20 protein-coding genes are annotated in these 21,187 nt (G+C 54.8%); 4 read left to right on the forward strand and 16 right to left on the reverse strand.

Annotation, left to right across the window (positions count from 1 at the left end; genetic code table 11):
• Positions 1 to 29: 29 nt before the first annotated feature.
• The 15 genes from atpA to rpmH all read right to left on the reverse strand — a co-directional run bounded on the left by atpA (position 30) and on the right by rpmH (position 13,215).
• Positions 30 to 1,574, reverse strand: a complete 1,545-nt coding sequence (gene atpA, locus ACF0H7_RS31610; protein WP_397450693.1) for a F0F1 ATP synthase subunit alpha — start codon at positions 1,572 to 1,574, stop codon at positions 30 to 32.
• A 21-nt stretch (positions 1,575 to 1,595) separates the two neighbouring features.
• The gene (locus ACF0H7_RS31615; RefSeq protein ID WP_397450694.1) at positions 1,596 to 2,132 is read right to left on the reverse strand and encodes a F0F1 ATP synthase subunit delta; all 537 of its coding nucleotides are present in this window, start codon (positions 2,130 to 2,132) and stop codon (positions 1,596 to 1,598) included.
• 12 nt (positions 2,133 to 2,144) lie between these two features.
• A complete protein-coding gene (locus ACF0H7_RS31620; RefSeq protein ID WP_397450695.1) occupies positions 2,145 to 2,615 on the reverse strand; it encodes a F0F1 ATP synthase subunit B in 471 nt (156 codons plus the stop codon).
• Between the two features lie 57 nt (positions 2,616 to 2,672).
• Entirely contained in the window at positions 2,673 to 2,930 is a 258-nt protein-coding gene (atpE, locus tag ACF0H7_RS31625) for a F0F1 ATP synthase subunit C (RefSeq protein ID WP_002555987.1), read from the reverse strand.
• A gap of 131 nt (positions 2,931 to 3,061) precedes the next feature.
• A complete protein-coding gene (gene atpB / locus ACF0H7_RS31630; protein WP_397450696.1) occupies positions 3,062 to 3,931 on the reverse strand; it encodes a F0F1 ATP synthase subunit A in 870 nt (289 codons plus the stop codon).
• Positions 3,932 to 3,947: 16 nt separating this feature from the next.
• Complete coding sequence (locus ACF0H7_RS31635; RefSeq protein WP_397450697.1) at positions 3,948 to 4,355, reverse strand: F0F1 ATP synthase subunit I; 408 nt, start codon at positions 4,353 to 4,355, stop codon at positions 3,948 to 3,950.
• Positions 4,356 to 4,500: 145 nt separating this feature from the next.
• On the reverse strand, positions 4,501 to 5,373 hold the full coding sequence (locus tag ACF0H7_RS31640; RefSeq protein WP_397450698.1) for a ParB/RepB/Spo0J family partition protein: 873 nt from the start codon (positions 5,371 to 5,373) through the stop codon (positions 4,501 to 4,503).
• Positions 5,374 to 5,382: 9 nt separating this feature from the next.
• Entirely contained in the window at positions 5,383 to 6,174 is a 792-nt protein-coding gene (locus tag ACF0H7_RS31645; protein WP_397450699.1) for a ParA family protein, read from the reverse strand.
• Positions 6,175 to 6,192: 18 nt separating this feature from the next.
• The gene (gene rsmG, locus ACF0H7_RS31650; RefSeq protein ID WP_397454097.1) at positions 6,193 to 6,828 is read right to left on the reverse strand and encodes a 16S rRNA (guanine(527)-N(7))-methyltransferase RsmG; all 636 of its coding nucleotides are present in this window, start codon (positions 6,826 to 6,828) and stop codon (positions 6,193 to 6,195) included.
• 5 nt (positions 6,829 to 6,833) lie between these two features.
• A complete protein-coding gene (gene mnmG / locus ACF0H7_RS31655) occupies positions 6,834 to 8,726 on the reverse strand; it encodes a tRNA uridine-5-carboxymethylaminomethyl(34) synthesis enzyme MnmG (protein ID WP_397450700.1) in 1,893 nt (630 codons plus the stop codon).
• A gap of 563 nt (positions 8,727 to 9,289) precedes the next feature.
• Positions 9,290 to 10,660, reverse strand: a complete 1,371-nt coding sequence (gene mnmE, locus ACF0H7_RS31660) for a tRNA uridine-5-carboxymethylaminomethyl(34) synthesis GTPase MnmE (RefSeq protein ID WP_397450701.1) — start codon at positions 10,658 to 10,660, stop codon at positions 9,290 to 9,292.
• A 79-nt stretch (positions 10,661 to 10,739) separates the two neighbouring features.
• Positions 10,740 to 12,422 carry a membrane protein insertase YidC gene (gene yidC, locus ACF0H7_RS31665; protein WP_397450702.1) on the reverse strand — a complete coding sequence of 561 codons (1,683 nt, stop codon included), beginning with the start codon at positions 12,420 to 12,422 and terminating at the stop codon, positions 10,740 to 10,742.
• A gap of 2 nt (positions 12,423 to 12,424) precedes the next feature.
• Entirely contained in the window at positions 12,425 to 12,670 is a 246-nt protein-coding gene (gene yidD / locus ACF0H7_RS31670; RefSeq protein WP_020292031.1) for a membrane protein insertion efficiency factor YidD, read from the reverse strand.
• Positions 12,663 to 13,064, reverse strand: coding sequence for a ribonuclease P protein component (gene rnpA / locus ACF0H7_RS31675; protein WP_397454098.1), 402 nt, complete (start codon positions 13,062 to 13,064; stop codon positions 12,663 to 12,665). The genes yidD and rnpA overlap by 8 nt, the downstream gene beginning before the upstream one ends.
• 16 nt (positions 13,065 to 13,080) lie before the next feature.
• Positions 13,081 to 13,215, reverse strand: coding sequence for a 50S ribosomal protein L34 (gene rpmH / locus ACF0H7_RS31680; protein WP_003213577.1), 135 nt, complete (start codon positions 13,213 to 13,215; stop codon positions 13,081 to 13,083).
• Between the two features lie 603 nt (positions 13,216 to 13,818).
• On the opposite strand from rpmH, the gene dnaA reads away from it, so the two are divergent.
• From dnaA to gyrB, 4 genes are read left to right on the forward strand one after another with little or no spacing between them, the layout of a single operon-like run.
• Complete coding sequence (gene dnaA / locus ACF0H7_RS31685; RefSeq protein WP_397450703.1) at positions 13,819 to 15,333, forward strand: chromosomal replication initiator protein DnaA; 1,515 nt, start codon at positions 13,819 to 13,821, stop codon at positions 15,331 to 15,333.
• Positions 15,334 to 15,371: 38 nt separating this feature from the next.
• Positions 15,372 to 16,475 (forward strand): DNA polymerase III subunit beta, encoded by a 1,104-nt coding sequence (gene dnaN, locus ACF0H7_RS31690; RefSeq protein ID WP_397450704.1) that lies wholly within the window; start codon positions 15,372 to 15,374, stop codon positions 16,473 to 16,475.
• Between the two features lie 24 nt (positions 16,476 to 16,499).
• On the forward strand, positions 16,500 to 17,603 hold the full coding sequence (gene recF / locus ACF0H7_RS31695; RefSeq protein ID WP_397450705.1) for a DNA replication/repair protein RecF: 1,104 nt from the start codon (positions 16,500 to 16,502) through the stop codon (positions 17,601 to 17,603).
• A 4-nt stretch (positions 17,604 to 17,607) separates the two neighbouring features.
• Positions 17,608 to 20,025: a DNA topoisomerase (ATP-hydrolyzing) subunit B gene (gyrB, locus tag ACF0H7_RS31700; RefSeq protein WP_397450706.1), complete on the forward strand. Its 2,418-nt coding sequence runs from the start codon at positions 17,608 to 17,610 to the stop codon at positions 20,023 to 20,025.
• A 490-nt stretch (positions 20,026 to 20,515) separates the two neighbouring features.
• On the opposite strand, the gene ACF0H7_RS31705 is transcribed toward gyrB, so the two are convergent.
• On the reverse strand, positions 20,516 to 21,145 hold the full coding sequence (locus tag ACF0H7_RS31705) for a DJ-1/PfpI family protein (protein ID WP_397450707.1): 630 nt from the start codon (positions 21,143 to 21,145) through the stop codon (positions 20,516 to 20,518).
• Between the last annotated feature and the right edge of the window lie 42 nt (positions 21,146 to 21,187).

The raw sequence follows: 21,187 nt of genomic DNA on the forward strand, positions 1-21,187 counted from the left end.
AGCGGGAGCCTCTCGGCCCCCGCTGCGGCTTACCAGGTTTGGGTGGCCTTGAACTTCTCGATACCGGCTTTGAGGCCAGCGTCGATTTCGTCATTGAAGTCACCCTTCACGTTGATCTTCGCCATCAAATCGGCGTGATCGCGGTTGAAGTAAGCAATCAGAGCCTGCTCGAAGCTGCCGATTTTTGGAATCTCGATGTCCACCAGGAAGCCACGCTCGGCGGCGTACAGGGACAACGACATATCCGCGATAGACATCGGCGCGTATTGCTTCTGCTTCATCAGCTCGGTAACGCGCTGACCATGCTCAAGCTGCTTGCGGGTGGCTTCGTCCAGGTCAGAAGCGAACTGGGAGAATGCTGCCAGTTCACGGTACTGAGCCAGAGCGGTACGGATACCACCGGAAAGCTTCTTGATGATCTTGGTCTGAGCGGCACCACCCACACGGGATACCGAAACACCGGCGTTCACAGCTGGACGGATGCCAGAGTTGAACATGGCCGATTCCAGGAAGATCTGACCGTCAGTGATGGAAATCACGTTGGTCGGAACGAACGCGGAAACGTCGCCAGCCTGGGTTTCGATGATCGGTAGTGCGGTCAGGGAGCCGGTTTTGCCGGTCACTGCGCCGTTGGTGAACTTCTCTACGTACTCTTCGGAAACACGGGATGCGCGCTCCAGAAGGCGGGAGTGGAGATAGAACACGTCGCCTGGGTAAGCTTCACGGCCTGGTGGACGGCGCAGCAGCAGGGAAATCTGGCGGTAAGCCACTGCTTGCTTGGACAGATCGTCATAAACGATCAGCGCGTCTTCACCGCGGTCGCGGAAGTACTCGCCCATGGTGCAACCGGAGTACGGTGCCAGGTACTGCAGTGCCGGAGATTCGGAAGCACTGGCAGCCACGATGATCGTGTTGGCCAGGGCGCCGTTTTCTTCCAGCTTGCGAACCACGTTAGCGATGGTCGATTGTTTCTGACCGATCGCTACGTAGACGCAGAAGATGCCGCTGTTTTTCTGGTTGATGATCGCGTCGATCGCCAGAGCGGTTTTACCGATCTGACGGTCACCGATGATCAGCTCACGCTGGCCACGGCCGACAGGGATCATGGCATCGACAGCCTTGTAGCCAGTCTGTACAGGCTGGTCTACCGACTTACGCCAGATCACGCCTGGAGCAACTTTCTCGACCGCGTCGGTCTCGGTGTTGTTCAGCGGACCTTTGCCATCGACAGGGTTACCCAGTGCGTCGACTACGCGACCCAGCAGTTCCTTACCAACCGGAACTTCCAGGATGCGGCCAGTGCACTTGGCACTCATGCCTTCAGCCAGAGACTGGTAAGCGCCCAATACAACGGCACCTACAGAGTCTTGCTCAAGGTTCAGCGCCATACCGAAGACGCCGCCCGGAAACTCGATCATTTCGCCGTACATAACGTCGGCGAGACCGTGAATCCGCACGATACCGTCAGACACGCTGACGACTGTGCCTTCGTTACGGGCTTGGGAGGTTACATCGAGCTTGTCGATGCGACCCTTGATAATTTCACTTATTTCGGAAGGATTGAGTTGCTGCATTGCTCTGCTGCCCCTTCAAACTCAAGATTTCAATGCTTCGGCCAGTTGCGCGAGTTTGCCGCGAACTGAGCCATCGATAACCAGGTCGCCGGCGCGGATTACGACACCACCGATCAGGGTGGCATCCTCCGCAGCATGCAGGCGCACTTCCCGGCCGAGCCGTGCACTGAGAACCTTGGCGAGTTTGTCTTGCTGTTCTTGGTTCAATGCAAAAGCACTGGTGACATCCACATCGACCGATTTTTCCTGTTCAGCCTTGTACAGCTCGAACAGTTCGGTGATCTCCGGCAGAAGCAGGAGACGGTCGTTTTCAGCAACGACGTGGATGAAATTCTGTGCCTTGACATCGAACTTGTCGCCACACACTTCAATAAAAGTGGTGGCCTTGTCTGCGCTCGTCAGTCGCGGGGCCTTGAGCAGGCGCTGCATAGTGTCGTCTTGCGACACCGCTGCAGCCAGGCCGAGCATGGCTGACCAATTGGCCAGTTGCTGGTGCGCCTGTGCATGCTCGAAGGCTGCCTTAGCGTAAGGTCGGGCCAACGTGGTCAGTTCTGCCATGATCGCCCTCGCTTAGATTTCAGCGGCCAGTTTATTAACCAGCTCCGCGTGCGCGTTTTGATCGATTGTGGCACCCAGGATCTTCTCGGCACCGTTGACTGCCAGGCTACCCAATTGGGCGCGCAGCGCGTCTTTGACGCCGTTCAGTTCCAGTTCGATCTCGGCCCGAGCCGATGCCTTCACACGGTCAGCTTCGACTACAGCCTGTTCACGGGCTTCGTCGACAATCTGAGTACCGCGTTTCTTGGCTTGCTCAATGATTTCAGCCGCTTGAGCCTTCGCTTCACGCAGTTGATGACCCACTTTATCTTGGGCCAACTCCAGGTCGCGAGTTGCTCGTGTAGCAGCGTCCAATCCATCCGCGATCTTCTTCTGACGTTCGTGCAAAGCCGCGATGACCGGAGGCCACACGAACTTCATGCAAAACAGTACAAAAATGAAGAACGCAACGGACTGGCCAATCAAGGTTGCATTAATGTTCACGCCAACACCTCGCTTGTTCGTTGTCCATCACACCAATCAGCTCGAAAATTCGAGTGATTAGCCAGCGAGTTGACCAACGAAGGGGTTCGCAAAGGTGAAGAACAGAGCGATACCAACACCGATCATGGTCACGGCGTCGAGCAGACCGGCAACGATGAACATTTTAACTTGCAGCATTGGAACCATCTCTGGCTGGCGAGCTGCGCCTTCCAGGAACTTACCGCCCAACAGGCCGAAACCAATTGCGGTACCCAGTGCGCCCAGGCCGATCAACAGTGCAACAGCGATAGCGGTTAGACCAACTACAGTTTCCATCTTTCCTCCCGACTTTTACGTCGTATTGGTTAGTTTCTTAGATTTTAAAGCGGTAAAACAAAAGGGTTACATCAGCCCTTGCGGGCACCCTCCCGCCGAAGCGAGAGGATCATCAGACACGCCAGGCGGTCTTAATGGTTCTCTTCGTGAGCCATCGACAAGTAAACGATGGTCAGCATCATGAAGATGAACGCTTGCAGGGTGATGATCAGGATGTGGAATACAGCCCACGCCCATTGCAGCACCACACCCAGGCCGCTAAGCCAGAGCAGGCCACTGCCGAACATGACCGCGATCAGGATAAACACCAGTTCGCCAGCGTACATGTTGCCGAACAGACGCAGTGCCAACGAAATCGGTTTGGCAATCAGAGTCACAAATTCAAGCAGGAAGTTAACCGGAATCAACAGCGCTTGAAGAAATAGATTCTTGCTGCCGAACGGGTGAAGGGTCAGTTCGCCGATAAAGCCGCCGATGCCCTTGATTTTGATGCTGTAAAAAATGATCAGTGCGAAGACCGAGAAAGCCATCGCCAGGGTCGCGTTCGGATCAGTGGTCGATACCGCACGGAATGGAATGTGCGAATCGCCGGTCACGAACATGACCAGGTGAGGAATCCAGTCGACCGGGATCAGGTCGACGGCGTTCATCATGAATACCCAGACGAAAATGGTCAGTGCCAACGGTGCAATCACAGCGCTGCGACCGTGGAAGCTGTCTTTGACGCTGCCATCGACGAACTCGACCAGTACTTCGACGAAGTTCTGCAGAGCGCCCGGCTGACCAGAGGTAGCCTTTTTGGCCGCCATGCGGAAAATCAATACGAAAATCAGGCCCAACGCCACCGACCAGCCGAGTGTATCGACGTGGAAAGCCCAGAAGCCCATTGCTTTGGCTTCTGCTGCGGAATGGGCAAAGCCCCAACCGCCGGTTGGCATCTGACCAAAGGTCAGGTTCTGCAGGTGGTGCTGGATATAACCTGAAGCGGATTGTTCTGCCATGGTTGCCTCAAACGCCCTAAGGTCTCGAAAGTCTTGTTCTCATTAGCAGGGGTGCGAACCAGTTGACCAGTTGGATCAACATGAACACGCCGAATACCGCCAGCGGGGCCAGTGGCTTCACACCTGCAAAGGTCAACGCAAACAGCGTTGCCGTAAAAATCAGTTTGCCCGCCTCGCCGGCGTAAAAAGACCGGACGATGGCTTGCGCTGCTCTAGCACCGGAAAACCGGAAAGCCTTGTGAGCAAAGTACAAATTGGGCAGCCAAGCTATCAAACCTCCACAGAGGCCTGAGTATCCAGCTACGACGCCGTGCCACTGCCATAACGCCAAAGCGGCCAGCAGCAGAACTACACATTGAGTCAGCAATACCGGAAATACCGCCAGGCGATGGAACGGCAGGCGTTTCTGCGTGCGGTTTTCCATCACATGTGCTCCTGGTATGTCGGTCGCCAAATCAATAACTTGGCATAATTTGTGCCGACAAAATGCGCGCAGAGTATAGGGGCGGTTCAGCCCCTATTCAACTGCCGGGTAGTGATTTCCGACTACTCGCTACAAAGCATTTGTTTCAGCGAATGTGGGCAAGAACACCCTGCAGCTCATCCAGCGAGTTGTAACGAATAACCAATTGTCCCTTGCCCTTCTGACCGTGGCGAATCTGCACCGCAGAGCCTAGGCGCTCTGCCAGGCGCTGTTCGAGACGGGTGATATCCGGATCAGCTTTGACGGCTTCTACCGGTGCAGGTTTGCCACTCAACCACTGGCGAACCAAGGCTTCAGTCTGGCGCACGGTCAGACCACGTGCGACAACGTGTCGCGCCCCTTCAACCTGCTGTTCTTCCGGTAACCCAAGCAATGCGCGTGCATGGCCCATTTCCAGATCACCATGGGACAACATGGTTTTGATGACTTCAGGCAAGGTAATCAAGCGTAGCAGGTTAGCCACGGTCACCCGCGACTTACCCACAGCGTCAGCGACTTGTTGTTGAGTCAGCTGGAATTCCTGCTGCAAACGCTGCAAGGCGATCGCCTCTTCCACAGGATTCAAATCTTCGCGCTGGATGTTCTCGATCAACGCCATCGCAATGGCGGTTTCGTCCGGGACATCACGAACCATCGCCGGAATGGTTTCCAAGCCGGCCTGCTGGCTGGCACGCCAGCGACGCTCGCCGGCAATGATTTCAAAGCGATCGCCTTCGATCGGACGCACCACGATCGGTTGCATCACACCCTGAGCCTTGATCGACATGGCCAGCTCTTCGAGCCCTTGCGGGTCCATGTCGCGCCGAGGCTGATACTTGCCGCGCTGGATCACGTCCAGGGGCAGGTGCTGCAGTTCGCGTTTATCGGCTTTCACCGCCTGTTCTTCCAACGCGCTGACGGTCGGACTACTCAGAAGTGCATCCAGCCCACGTCCGAGACCTCGTTTCTTAACGGCCATGCGGATTCCTTAATTTGCCTGAGCAGTACGCGAGTTGCGACGTTGACGACGAACCATCTCGCCAGCCAAGGCAAGGTAGGACAGGGCGCCACTCGATGTTTTGTCATACGCCAGCGCTGGCATGCCGAAACTTGGCGCTTCGGCCAGACGGATGTTACGTGGAATGACCGTGTCGTAGAGCTGGTCGCCGAAGTGCTCTTTGAGCTGAGCAGACACATCGTTGGCCAGGCTCAGGCGCGGATCGTACATGGTACGCAACAGCCCTTCGATTTTCAGTTCGGGGTTGAGCAAATGGGCGATGCGCTTGATGTTATCCACAAGGTCGCTTAACCCTTCCAGCGCAAAGTATTCGCACTGCATGGGGATGATGACCCCGTCTGCGGCAACCAGAGCGTTGAGGGTCAGCATCGACAATGACGGTGGGCAGTCGATGAGGATGTAATCGTAATTTTCGCGAATCGGCTTCAACGCGTTGCGCAGACGGCTTTCCTTGACCTGCATTTCCAGAAGAACGACTTCGGCTGCGGTCAGGTCGCGGTTGGCAGGCAGCAGTTGGTAACCGCCGTGCTCGGAATAGTGCATGGCCTGAGCCAGATCGCACTCGCCAATCAGCAGGTCATAGACCGAATATTCCAAGGCGTGTTTATCCACACCACTGCCCATGGTGGCGTTGCCCTGCGGGTCGAGATCGATCAACAGTACGCGGCGCTTGGTCGCGACCAGTGACGCTGCGAGGTTGATGCAGGTTGTGGTTTTACCCACACCCCCTTTTTGGTTCGCTATCGCGAATACCTTAGCCATTCTTGCTTGTGTTCCCAATCATGCCGTGCGGCGCAGTATCAGCAGATGGCGTTGGCCTTGGCAACCTGGAACGGTCAAGGCTTGTGCGCTATCGAGGTGAAAATCTTTCGGCAATGCTACCAGCTCGTCGGCGGGATGCAGTCCTTTCATCGCTAACCAGCGGGTATCGGTGTCGCCCAAGTGACGTGTCCACCCGGTAAAGTCTTCCAGACTGCTGAATGCTCGGGAAACAATTCCAGTAAACGGTAGTGCTGGTTGAAAAGCCTCTACGCGGCTGTGGATAACTTCGAGGTTATCCAGTTTCAGCTCTAGTTTGACCTGGGTCAGAAAGCGGGTTTTCTTGCCGTTGCTGTCCAGCACCGTGACGTTCATCTCCGGAAACAGGATGGCCAACGGAATGCCAGGCATGCCACCGCCACTGCCGACGTCCAGCCAGCGCTCGCCCGCGATGAACGGAACGACGCTCAGGCTATCGAGCAAATGCCGCGAAACCATTTCGTCCGGATCACGGACAGCAGTGAGGTTGTAGGCCTTGTTCCATTTGATCAACAAAGCCAGGTAAGCCAGCAGCTGGCTGTGCTGGCTTTCACTCAGATCAACGCCAAGTTGCTGCGCCCCACGGGATAACTCTTGCGCGTGTTGCGAGGTGACCATAGAACTCAAGCGCTTTGCTCCAACTGACGGCCCGCGCCGCGTTTTTTCAAATGAATCATCAACAGGGAGATGGCCGCTGGCGTCACACCTGGAATCCGGGAAGCCTGACCCAGCGTCTCGGGACGAGTTATCCCCAGCTTGCCTTGAATCTCTTTCGACAACCCGGAAATACCGGTGTAATCGATATCTGCCGGCAGTTTGGTGTCTTCACTGGCGCGCAAACGGGCGATTTCGTCCTGCTGGCGATCAATGTAACCGGCGTATTTGGTCTTGATTTCTACTTGTTCGGAAACTTGCGGATCGTCGCAGCCATCGCCAGTGATAGCGATCAGGCTAGCGTAGTCGACTTCCGGACGGGTCAGTAGGTTCAACAAACTGTATTCGTGAGTCAGCGGCGTACCGAAATGCGCTGAAATCGCATCGCCCTGCTCGGTGCCCGGGAATACCCAGGTACTTTTCAGACGTTGCTCTTCCCGCTCGATACTTTCGCGCTTGGTGCAGAACGCCGCCCAGCGTGCGTCGTCGACCAGGCCCAGCTCGCGACCTTTTTCAGTCAAGCGCAGGTCGGCGTTGTCTTCGCGCAGGATCAGCCGGTATTCGGCACGCGAGGTGAACATTCGGTAAGGCTCTTGCGTTCCGAGGGTGATCAGGTCGTCGACCAATACGCCGATGTACGCTTCATCTCGACGCGGGCACCAGCTATCTCGGCCTTGCGCGCGCAGGGCAGCGTTGGTTCCGGCGAGCAATCCTTGGGCGCCGGCTTCTTCGTAACCGGTGGTACCGTTGATTTGCCCAGCGAAAAACAGGCCGGCGATGACCTTGGTTTCGAGGCTATATTTCAGATCACGCGGATCGAAATAATCATATTCGATGGCATAGCCCGGTCGAACGATGTGGGCATTTTCCATCCCGCGAATCGAACGCACGATCTGCAACTGAACATCAAACGGCAGCGATGTGGAAATCCCGTTCGGGTACAGCTCGTGGGTATTCAAACCTTCTGGCTCGATGAAGACCTGATGGCTTTCCTTGTCGGCAAAGCGATGGATCTTGTCTTCGATCGATGGGCAATAACGTGGGCCGACACCTTCGATCACACCGGAGTACATCGGCGAGCGATCGAGGTTAGCCGCAATGATTTCGTGGGTGCGAGCGTTGGTATGGGTAATCCAGCAACTGACTTGCGCGGGATGCTGTTCTTTGGAACCCATGAACGACATCACCGGAATCGGCGTATCACCTGGCTGCTCGGTCATGACCGAGAAATCCACAGAGCGCCCGTCAATGCGTGGCGGCGTACCGGTTTTCAGACGACCGACGCGCAAAGGCAGTTCGCGTAAGCGCTGCGCCAAGGCAATCGAAGGAGGATCGCCCGCGCGACCACCGGAGTAGTTCTGCATTCCGATGTGGATAAGTCCACCAAGGAAGGTACCCGTGGTCAATACCACCGAGTCTGCGAGGAAGCGCAGGCCCATCTGTGTCACCACGCCGCGAACCTGATCCTGTTCAACAATCAGGTCATCGCAGGCTTGTTGAAATATCCACAGGTTGGGCTGGTTCTCGATGATTTCACGAATCGCCGATTTATACAGAACTCGATCAGCCTGAGCGCGAGTAGCGCGCACGGCCGGGCCTTTGCGGCTGTTGAGCACGCGAAACTGAATGCCACCTTTGTCAGTGGCGGTTGCCATCGCGCCGCCGAGGGCATCGATTTCCTTTACCAGGTGGCTTTTACCAATGCCACCGATGGCTGGGTTGCAACTCATTGCCCCGAGGGTTTCCACGTTGTGCGTCAACAGTAGGGTTTTGGCACCCATACGTGCTGACGCTAGTGCTGCCTCGGTACCGGCATGACCGCCGCCGATGACGATCACTTCAAAACGGGAAGGGAAATCCACCACGCACCTCGTGCCTGTTTCGTTTATGGAAAATTTGGAATGGCGGCAAGTATAGGGACTTACCCCCCCTGAAAGGAACCTTTTGCACAAAATTTAACCAGCTGTGGATGACTGGCGGAAATAGAAATTAAAAAGAGAGAAATTTATAAATCTTTGTTTTTATGTTTATATTTACTGAGCTACCTTTCTGTGGATAAGGTTCTACACACCTTTATATTCAATGTGTACAGCGATTCAAAAGTCTGTGACCATGTGCCAATGAGGCCCTTGGATAAGTGCACTAAGCCTGTGGATTAAGGTGATGGTTATCCACAGAGGCATTTTTCCTCACCTTTCAAGCCTACTTATCAACTGAGCTGAGGGGCGGTTATTCACAGGGCTTAATCCAGCGAAAATAGTGTTCAGCCAAGAAATGGAGGCGCAAAAAAACCGTCAAGATCAGAATTTCTCTGCTCGGGCAGGGATAATGCGTAGGGAAAAGGGTGTTAGAGCGTGGTCTGCCTGCAGTTCAAGTCGCGCTATTCATCAGAAATCACGCACCACAGGTCAAACCATGACAAGAATTATTTGCCGATGCAGAAGCTCGAAAAGATCCGGCCAAGCAAGTCATCTGAACTGAACGCACCGGTAATTTCACCCAATGCTTGTTGCGCCTGGCGTAGATCTTCCGCCAGCAGCTCACCGGCGCCGGCAAGGGTCAGCTGAGCCCGACCGTGCTCAAGCGATGCGCTAGCATGCCGCAGCGCCTCCAAATGGCGACGGCGAGCGCTGAAGCTGCTTTCAGAGGTCTGCTCGTAGCCCATGCACGCTTTCAAATGATCGCGCAGCAATTCCAGGCCTTCGCCGGCAGCCATAGCACTGAGGCTGATGGTCACGTGGCCATCCTCACTGGTTTCCAACACGGTAGGGTCGCCACTCAAATCCGCCTTGTTACGGATCAGCGTGACTTTGGCTGGATCAGGGCGCTGCACTAGAAATTCGGGCCACAAGGCAAAGGGATCGTTTGCTTCAGGCGCCGTAGCATCGACTACCAACAAGATCCGGTCGGCTTCGCTGATTGCCTTGAGTGCGCGTTCCACGCCGATTTTTTCCACTTTGTCGTCTGTGTCACGCAATCCAGCGGTATCCACCACGTGCAGCGGCATGCCATCGATGTGGATATGTTCGCGCAATATGTCCCGCGTGGTGCCGGCGATCTCGGTCACGATCGCGGCTTCACGTCCAGCCAGCGCGTTGAGCAGGCTGGATTTGCCGGCGTTGGGCCGGCCGGCGATGACCACTGTCATGCCGTCCCGTAGCAATGCACCCTGACCGGCTTCGCGCATGACTGTGGATAACTCATCGCGAACGTTATCCAGCAAACTCAACACATGACCGTCCGCCAGAAAATCGATTTCTTCTTCAGGGAAGTCGATGGCAGCCTCGACATAGATGCGCAGGTTGATCAGCTTCTCGGTCAAGTTATCCACACGCTTGGAAAACGCACCTTGCAAAGAGCGCAGTGCATTGCGTGCGGCCTGTGCTGAACTGGCCTCGATCAAGTCGGCGATTGCCTCGGCCTGCGCCAGGTCGAGCTTGTCGTTGAGGAATGCGCGTTCACTGAATTCGCCCGGGCGGGCCAGTCGGCTGCCCAGTTGCAGGCACCGTTGCAGCAGCATATCCAGCACTACCGGGCCGCCGTGGCCCTGAAGTTCCAGCACGTCTTCGCCGGTAAATGAGTTCGGCCCTGGGAAATACAGAGCAATCCCTTCATCGATGACCTCTCCGGTTTCGTCGCTGAAGGGGCCGTAGTGTGCATAACGTGGTGTAGGTTCGCGACCGATGATGGCCCGCGCCGCGCTGTTGGCCAGTGGTCCGGATATACGCACGATACCCACACCACCGCGCCCCTGGGCTGTGGCGATGGCGGCGATAGTTTCACGGGGGACGTTCATGACCAGACTCTCTAGACAAATGGCGGATAGCAAAACGCCCCACGAGGGGGCGTTTTACTTAACTTATACACAGGTTAGATCAAGCAACTGCTTTCTTGGTAGCGGCTTCGATCTTGCGAGTGATGTACCACTGCTGCGATATGGACAGGCAGTTGTTCACAACCCAGTACAGCACCAGACCAGCAGGGAACCACAGGAAGAAGAAGGTGAAGATGATTGGCATCAGCTTCATGACCTTGGCCTGCATCGGATCCGGCGGAGTCGGGTTCAAACGCTGCTGGATGAACATGGTTGCGCCCATGATGATCGGCAGGATGAAGAACGGGTCCTTGATCGACAGGTCAGTAATCCACAGGATGAACGGAGCCTGGCGCATTTCCACGCTTTCCAGGAGAACCCAGTACAGCGAAAGGAAAACCGGCATCTGCACAACGATCGGCAAGCATCCACCCAGCGGGTTGATCTTCTCTTTCTTGTACAGCTCCATCATGGACTGCGACATTTTCTGCCGGTCGTCGCCATGTTGTTCTTTCAGAGCCGCCAGTTTCGGTGCAACGGCACGCATACGCGCCATCGACTTGTAGCTGGCTGCCGACAGAGGGAAGAAGAGCCCTTTGATCAGCATGGTCAGGAAGATGATCGAGAAGCCCCAGTTACCCACAAGCATGTGGATATGTTGCAGCAGCCAGAAAATCGGCTGGGCGATGAACCAGAGAATGCCGTAATCGACAGTCAGCTCAAGGCCTGGGGATAACTCTTTGAGTACAGCCTGGCTTTTAGGGCCGGCGTACAAAGTTGCGCTGGCTTCAGCTTTTGCACCGGCTGCAATGTTCAATGCCGGGCCAGTGAAACCGATAATGTAATTGCCTTGGCTGTCCTTACGCGTGGTCATGACATTGCTGTCGGACTTGTTCGGAATCCATGCAGTTACAAAATAATGCTGCAGCCAGGCAACCCAGCCACCTTGAACGGTTTCTTTCAGCGAAGACTTGTCGATGTCTTTCATCGACACTTTTTTGTACGGTTCGGCAGGAGTACCTACCGCAGCGCCCAAATAAGTGGCCGTGCCGGTCGCTGTGCTGGAGGAAGGATCCGCACTGGCGTCACGTTTCAGCTGGGCAAACAGGTTACCGGCCCAAGGCTGAGCACTTTGGTTGTCGATCAGGTAGGTAACGGTCAGGTCATACAAGCCACGCTTGAACGTAAAGCGCTTGATGTAATTGACGCCGTTGTCACTGAATTTCAGGTCGACGACCAAATCGTTCTGGCCATCAGCCAGTTGATAAGTCTTTTGCGTACTGGTGTAAACCGGACGACCGGAAGCGCGAGCATCCGGGCCGTTGGCCCCTGTCAGTCCACTTTGTGCCAGATAAGTGCGCTCGCCACCGTTATCGAACAGCTGGAAAGGAATTTCCGGATGGTCCTGACGGCGTGGGTACAAAGGCAACCGCAGCTGTGCAATGTCGCCACCAACCGGGTCGATTTCCAGATTGAGCACATCCGTTTTGACCTGGATGAGATCTTTGCTGGCAGCTACCGGCTTTTCAACAGGTGCAGCCACTTCACCGTTAGCGCTAGGAACATCGGCACTTGCAGATGCATTCGCGACAGTCGGTGTGTCCGGTAAAGCCGAAGCGTTACTGCTGGCAGCCACATTCTGAGTCGGCAAAGCAGCCTGGCCATAGTCTTGGTTCCATTTCAGAACACCGACATAGGTCACGATTGCCAGTGCGGCGATCAGGATTGTGCGTTTAATGTCCATGATTACTCGGCCATCGAAGAGGAACGGGAGGTGGGGACAGGTGGAACCGGGTCATAACCACCGGCATTCCACGGATGACAGCGACCTAAACGACGAAAGGTCAGCCAGCCACCGCGTAGAAGGCCATGATTTTCGATGGCTTCATACGCGTAGCAGGAACAACTGGGGTAGAAACGACAGTGACTGGCCATTAGCGGGCTAATGGCATAGCGATAGAACTGGATCGGAACGAGCGCCAGTTTACGCATCTTGACTGTCTACCCCTACAGTTTCGGTTTTAACATCTGGAGCAGGCCGACTACGTGCCAGGCGTTTCCAGAGTTTGCCGAAATGCTGAATCAATTCGGGGTTTTCTATTTCACCCAACCCTTTGCGCGCGACGACAACGATATCCCAGCCAACCAGATCGTCCTGGTGCTGGCGAAACGATTCGCGCATTAGGCGTTTCAAACGATTGCGCTCAACGGAGAGCTTGACGCTCTTTTTACCGATCACCAGCCCCAGGCGGGGATGGTCAAGGTCGTTATTACGCACAAGGAGCAGGAGATTTTTTCCCGGAACCTTGCCGGTGGGGGAGTCAAAGACTGCCTTGAAATGCCGGGGTGTCAGCAAACGCTTTTCCCGACTGAAGTCCTGACTCACCACCTGTGGCGGTTTATCAAACTGCCAGACGCGCACGGCCTTTGGCGCGGCGACGCGACAGGACTGCACGGCCGTTTTTAGTGGCCATACGTGCACGGAAACCGTGGGTGCGGGCGCGCTTGATAGTGCTGGGTTGGAAAGTACGTTTCATGGCGTGTTACCTGGTTCGTCCACAACGGGCCGGAATGGCCCCCGTTTTAAGAGACCGGGGATTCTAGAGAAAGCAAGCGGCTAGGTCAATTTCCAACCAGCTTTTCCTTCAATTACTTCTCTTTGGCTTTTTCATGGCCTTTTCCTGAACGAGTCCGTCTGACCCCAAAAACCCGAACGATCCAGATGATCAAATATAGAAATAAAGAAGGAAAGTATTTAAAGCTTTTCTGTAAAGCTTATAAAAGCTAGGGACGCCATTCTCTGTGGATAAGTATCTCTAGGCCAGTAAATACAAGCTGTACAGAGAATGACAACTCGGTTGAGAAGCCGTGCTCTGCCTGTGCTGCGCTGTCGGATAAGCTGTGGGTGGAAAGGCATTTTATCCACAGGGTGTTTATCCACAGAGTTCGACCTCGACTTATACAACGGGCTGAGGCACGCTTATCCACAGAGCTTATGCACATGGCAATCACCCCGTAATCAATGCATAAAGCCTTGATTCTTCGTGACCTCTGAGCAACCTACATGTGGATAAGTCCGTCGCTGATCGTTACAATGGCGGCTGTTTTTGCCTCACCGGCTTTCAACTTAGGGGATATCCGTGTCAGTGGAACTTTGGCAGCAGTGCGTGGAGCTTTTGCGCGATGAGCTGCCTGCCCAGCAATTCAACACTTGGATCCGTCCACTACAGGTCGAAGCCGAAGGCGACGAGTTGCGTGTCTATGCGCCTAATCGTTTCGTTCTCGACTGGGTCAACGAAAAGTACCTGAGCCGACTGCTTGAGCTTTTGGGCGAGCATGGGCAGGGTCTTGCGCCTGCGCTTTCCTTATTAATAGGCAGCAAACGCAGCTCAGCACCGCGAGCTGCTCCAAACGCGCCTTTGGCTGCCGCGGCTTCTCAGGCAATCGCCGCGAATCAAGTGGCTGCGCTGCCGATCCAGCAGACGCCTGCAGCATCACCTGCGCCAAGCCAAACGATTGCGGTTAATAATGAACCGTCTCGTGACAGCTTTGATCCAATGGCGGGCGCCAGTTCACAGCAGGCGCCTGCTCGTGCGGAGCAACGCACCGTGCAGGTCGAAGGTGCGCTCAAGCACACCAGTTACCTGAACCGGACCTTCACCTTCGAAAACTTCGTCGAAGGTAAATCCAACCAACTTGCCCGCGCCGCGGCCTGGCAGGTCGCGGATAATCCCAAGCATGGTTACAACCCTCTGTTCCTTTATGGGGGGGTGGGTTTGGGTAAGACTCACTTGATGCACGCTGTGGGCAATCACCTGCTTAAGAAGAATCCGAATGCCAAGGTCGTTTACCTGCACTCGGAGCGTTTCGTGGCTGACATGGTCAAGGCACTGCAACTCAACGCCATTAACGAATTCAAACGCTTCTACCGCTCGGTCGATGCGTTGCTGATCGATGACATCCAATTCTTCGCGCGCAAGGAACGCTCCCAGGAAGAGTTTTTCCATACGTTCAATGCGCTGCTTGAAGGTGGCCAGCAAGTCATCTTGACCAGTGACCGTTACCCGAAAGAGATCGAAGGCCTGGAAGAGCGACTGAAGTCGCGCTTTGGTTGGGGGCTGACGGTTGCCGTCGAGCCGCCGGAGCTGGAAACCCGTGTAGCGATCTTGATGAAGAAGGCAGACCAGGCCAAAGTTGACCTGCCGCACGATGCTGCATTCTTCATCGCTCAACGTATTCGCTCGAACGTTCGAGAACTCGAAGGCGCCTTGAAGCGGGTGATCGCTCACTCGCACTTTATGGGCCGCGATATTACGATTGAATTGATTCGCGAATCGTTGAAAGATTTGTTGGCGTTGCAGGACAAATTGGTCAGTGTGGATAACATTCAGCGCACTGTTGCTGAGTACTACAAGATCAAAATCTCCGACCTTCTGTCCAAACGCCGCTCGCGTTCGGTGGCCCGTCCGCGACAAGTCGCGATGGCGCTGTCTAAAGAATTGACTAACCACAGCTTGCCCGAGATTGGTGATGTGTTCGGCGGCCGTGACCATACGACAGTTCTGCATGCATGCCGCAAGATCAACGAGCTTAAGGAATCCGACGCGGATATTCGCGAGGACTACAAGAACCTGCTGCGGACACTGACAACCTGATGACACCAGCGCAGCTTATTAAGGCAAGGGACTAGACCATGCATTTCACCATTCAACGCGAAGCCCTGTTGAAACCTCTGCAACTGGTCGCCGGCGTCGTCGAACGCCGCCAGACCTTGCCGGTGCTTTCCAACGTGCTCTTGGTCGTCGAAGGCCAGCAGCTATCGCTGACCGGTACTGACCTTGAAGTCGAGCTGGTTGGCCGCGTTCAGTTGGAAGAGCCAGCCGAGCCGGGGGAAATCACAGTCCCTGCGCGCAAGCTGATGGACATCTGCAAAAGTCTGCCAAACGATGCGTTGATCGACATCAAAGTCGATGAGCAGAAGTTGGTAGTCAAGGCTGGCCGTAGCCGTTTCACCTTGTCCACACTGCCTGCCAACGACTTCCCGACCGTCGAAGAAGGTCCGGGATCGCTGACATTCAACCTGGTACAAAGCAAACTGCGCCGTCTGATCGAGCGCACCAGCTTTGCCATGGCTCAGCAGGACGTTCGTTACTACCTCAACGGAATGCTGCTTGAAGTTCATGCCGGTGTGTTGCGCGCGGTCGCCACTGATGGCCACCGTCTGGCAATGTGCTCCATGAGCGCCGATATCGAGCAAGCCGACCGTCATCAGGTGATCGTTCCACGCAAGGGTATCCTTGAGTTGGCACGTCTGCTGACTGAACAGGACGGCGTTGTCAGCATCGTCCTGGGCCAGCACCACATTCGCGCGACCACCGGTGAATTCACCTTCACTTCGAAATTGGTCGATGGCAAATTCCCGGACTACGAACGTGTTCTGCCTAAAGGCGGCGACAAGTTGGTGTTGGGGGACCGTCAGGCACTGCGTGAAGCATTCAGCCGTACCGCAATTCTTTCCAACGAGAAGTATCGCGGCATCCGTCTGCAACTCGCCAGCGGCCAGTTGAAGATTCAGGCCAACAACCCAGAGCAGGAGGAGGCGGAAGAAGAGATCGGCGTTGAGTACAGCGGTGGTTCGCTGGAGATTGGTTTCAACGTGAGTTATCTGCTGGACGTCTTGGGTGTGATGACCACAGAGCAGGTTCGCTTGATCTTGTCCGACTCCAACAGCAGCGCTCTGGTTCAGGAATCGGATAACGACGATTCAGCGTACGTCGTTATGCCCATGCGCCTGTAACTGTCCATGCTCAGCAGAACCTAGATGTCTCTTAGCCGCGTCTCGGTCACCGGGGTGCGCAATCTGCACCCGGTGACCTTCTCCCCTTCCCCCCGAATAAATATTCTTCACGGCGAAAATGGCAGTGGTAAAACCAGCGTGCTGGAAGCCATCCATTTGCTGGGCCTTGCGCGCTCGTTTCGCAGCTCGCGGTTATTGCCGGTCATTCAGTACGAGCAACCGGCGTGTACGGTATTCGGTCAGGTCGAATTAGCTGAGGGCGGGCATAGTAGTCTAGGCATTTCCCGTGATCGCCAGGGCGAATTTCAAATTCGTATCGATGGTCAGAACGCTCGCAGTGCTGCTCAATTGGCGGAAGCGCTGCCCCTGCAACTGATCAACCCGGACAGTTTTCGTCTGCTGGAAGGAGCGCCGAAGATTCGCCGGCAGTTCCTCGACTGGGGAGTGTTCCACGTGGAACCTCGTTTCATGTCGACCTGGCAGCGCTTGCAGAAGGCCTTGAGGCAGCGTAACTCGTGGCTTCGGCATGGTACACTTGACGCCGCTTCGCAAGCCGCATGGGACAGGGAGTTATGCCTGGCCAGTGCTGAAATCGATGAATATCGTCGAGCTTACATCAAAGCTCTAAAACCGGTTTTTGAGCAAACTTTAAGCGAGTTGGTAGCGCTTGAAGGTTTGACCCTGAGTTACTACCGCGGTTGGGATAAAGAGAAAGAGCTGAGCGCAGTGCTTGCGTCCTCTTTGCACCGCGACCAACAAATGGGTCACACACAGGCCGGACCGCAACGTGCTGATCTGCGCCTCAGGTTGGGCGCTCATAATGCCGCAGACATCCTATCTCGTGGCCAGCAGAAGTTAGTGGTCTGTGCCCTGCGTATTGCTCAAGGGCATTTGGTCAGCCAGGCTCGGCGTGGCCAATGTATTTATCTGGTGGACGATTTGCCGTCTGAACTAGACGAAAATCACCGCCGCGCGCTTTGCCGCTTGTTGGAAGACTTACGCTGCCAGGTTTTTATTACCTGTGTAGACCATGAATTATTGAGGGAAGGCTGGCAGACGGAAACGCCAGTCGCTTTGTTCCACGTGGAACAAGGCCGTATCACCCAGACCCACGACCACCGGGAGTGAAGGCATGAGCGAAAATCAAACGTACGACTCCTCCAGCATTAAAGTGCTGAAAGGGCTAGATGCCGTACGCAAGCGTCCCGGTATGTATATCGGTGACACCGACGATGGCAGCGGTCTACACCACATGGTGTTCGAGGTGGTCGATAACTCGATCGACGAAGCTTTGGCTGGCCATTGCGACGAAATCAGCATCGTTATCCACCCGGATGAATCGATCACCGTGCGCGACAACGGTCGCGGTATTCCGGTAGACGTCCATAAAGAAGAAGGCGTTTCAGCAGCCGAGGTCATCATGACCGTGCTGCACGCCGGCGGTAAGTTCGACGATAACTCTTACAAAGTATCGGGCGGTCTTCACGGCGTAGGTGTTTCCGTGGTGAACGCGCTGTCCGAATTGCTGCTGCTGACAGTCCGTCGCAGCGGCAAGGTTTGGGAGCAGACCTACATCCATGGTGTTCCACAGGAACCTATGCGTATCGTTGGTGAAAGCGATTCAACCGGCACTGAGATCCACTTCAAACCGTCCGCCGATACCTTCAAAAATATCCACTTCAGCTGGGACATCCTGGCCAAGCGTATTCGTGAACTCTCGTTCCTTAACTCCGGTGTCGGTATCGTCCTCAAGGACGAACGCAGCGGCAAGGAAGAGCTGTTCAAGTACGAAGGTGGTTTGCGCGCATTCGTTGAATACCTGAACACCAACAAGACTCCGGTGAACCAGGTGTTCCACTTCAACATCCAGCGTGAAGATGGCATCGGCGTCGAGATCGCATTGCAGTGGAACGACAGCTTCAACGAGAACCTGTTGTGCTTCACCAACAACATTCCTCAGCGTGACGGCGGTACTCACCTGGTGGGTTTCCGTTCTGCGTTGACGCGGAACCTGAATACCTACATCGAACAGGAAGGTCTGGCGAAGAAGCACAAAGTTGCCACCACCGGTGACGATGCGCGTGAAGGTCTGACCGCGATCATTTCTGTCAAAGTACCTGATCCGAAATTTAGCTCTCAGACCAAAGACAAGCTCGTGTCGTCTGAAGTGAAAACAGCAGTCGAGCAGGAGATGGGTAAACACTTCTCCGACTTCCTGCTGGAAAACCCGAACGAAGCCAAGGCTGTCGTGGGCAAGATGATCGATGCCGCGCGTGCGCGTGAAGCCGCTCGTAAGGCTCGCGAAATGACTCGTCGCAAGGGTGCACTCGATATCGCCGGTCTGCCAGGCAAGCTTGCTGACTGCCAGGAAAAAGACCCTGCCCTCTCCGAACTGTATCTCGTGGAAGGTGACTCTGCTGGCGGCTCCGCCAAGCAGGGACGTAACCGTAAGACTCAGGCCATTCTGCCTCTCAAGGGCAAAATCCTGAACGTAGAAAAAGCGCGATTCGACAAGATGATCTCTTCGCAAGAAGTCGGCACCTTGATCACTGCGCTCGGTTGCGGCATCGGTCGTGACGAATACAACATTGCCAAACTGCGTTACCACAACATCATCATCATGACCGATGCTGACGTCGACGGTTCGCACATCCGTACCTTGTTGCTGACCTTCTTCTTCCGTCAACTGCCGGAGCTGATCGAGCGTGGTTACATCTACATCGCTCAGCCGCCGTTGTACAAAGTGAAGAAAGGCAAGCAAGAGCAGTACATCAAAGACGACGACGCCATGGAAGAGTACATGACGCAGTCGGCTCTGGAAGATGCCAGCCTGCACCTCAACGAATCTGCACCAGGCATTTCCGGTGAGGCGCTTGAGCGTCTGGTCAACGACTTCCGCATGGTCATGAAGACACTCAAGCGTCTGTCGCGCTTGTATCCTCAGGAACTGACCGAGCACTTCGTTTACCTGCCACCGGTTACGTTGGAGCAACTGTCTGACCACGCCGGCATGCAAGCGTGGCTCGCACTGTTCGACGCCCGTCTGCGGGTTGGCGAAAAATCAGGTCTGGTCTACAAGGCTAATCTGCGTGAAGATCGCGAACGTAATGTCTGGCTGCCAGAGGTCGAGCTGATCTCTCACGGCCTGTCCAATTACGTGACCTTCAACCGCGACTTCTTCGGCAGCAACGACTATAAAACAGTCACAGCTCTGGGCGCACAAATCAGCACCTTGCTGGAAGAAGGCGCTTACGTACAGCGTGGCGAGCGCAAGAAAACTGTCACCGAGTTCAAGGAAGCCCTCGCCTGGTTGATGGCTGAAAGCACCAAGCGTCACACCATTCAGCGCTACAAAGGTCTGGGCGAAATGAACCCGGATCAGTTGTGGGAAACCACGATGGACCCAAGCGTGCGTCGCATGCTCAAGGTCACTATTGAAGATGCAATCGGCGCAGACCAGATCTTCAATACACTGATGGGTGATGCGGTAGAACCACGTCGTGACTTTATTGAGAGCAATGCCTTGGCGGTGTCCAACCTCGATTTCTAAGCGACTGTTAGGCTCTCAAAATAATGTGAGCTATTACAAATAGTTGAACCGCAGTACACAAAAAAGCCAACGCCTCTAAGCGTTGGCTTTTTTGCATTTATACAACCTACTGTTTTTATTAGAATTTTATACAGCAGAAGAAAAACACGACAGTAACTTGATGCTCGATTCAATACGCTTAACCAACATTCATCCAAGGTATTGAGAGCATCACAATGAAGCGGTATGTCACGTATGTGCGCGCCGAGGATGCCACGTCGAGTTCGACTTTTGGTGACAACGGTACCCAGCGCGATCAGGTCCGTGTGCTCGCTGAGTCAGGCGTACTTTTTTAACCGCTAAAAGGCGGATGAATGCGTATCCGCCTTCTGAATTAGTGATGTTCCACGTGGAACATCACAGGGAGTTGGCGCGGACTTAATCCAATCAGCTCATCAATAGCAATGTCATCCAATGCGCTTTCCACCGACTGCTGCCGACTAAGAGGACTTCAATTCTCAGCCACTTGTGGAGTGGTGTACCACTCCTGCGAAGGCGTTGGAATCCGCATAATCACACGCAGCTTATCGGCGTTGGCTTTACTGGTTAAGCGTTGGAGCAGTTCGAACGCTACTTCAATGGCTGTTCCGGGACCTGTCGACGTGATGAGATTGCCATCGATGACCACCGGCCGGTCGACAAACACCGCACCGCTTTCGACCAATTGCTGCTTACGCTTGCCGCCAATCTGATGATAGGTCGTGGCGTTTTTTCCTTTGAGAACACCCGCTGCTCCCAGGCATATCGAAGACACACAAACACTGGCCACAACTTTATTGGCTAGCGCAAAGTGGCGGATAACGGCGAGAAATTCCTCACTCAACGCTTCCTCGTAAAATCCCGAGGGCTCGAACCCACCTGGAATAGCCAGCGCATCAAAGCTGCTCAAGTCCACGTCTTTGAGCAACTGGCTGGGGCTCAGGGATAAGCCAAAAGTGGTCGTGATTTTTGGCTGCAGGCCGACATCAACCACGTCCAGTTTTTCGTCGCCCACCAGGTTGGCCCAACCCAATACGTCAGTAAAGGCGGCCATCTCCAAGGGTTCGACGCCGTTGGCCAACAACATCAGTACGCGTTTCATCAATAAGCCTCTTCAAGTATTGGGTCTGTGCTGATACTAGTC

The sequence above is a fragment of the Pseudomonas sp. NA-150 genome, assembly GCF_044336365.1.
Taxonomy (GTDB): domain Bacteria; phylum Pseudomonadota; class Gammaproteobacteria; order Pseudomonadales; family Pseudomonadaceae; genus Aquipseudomonas.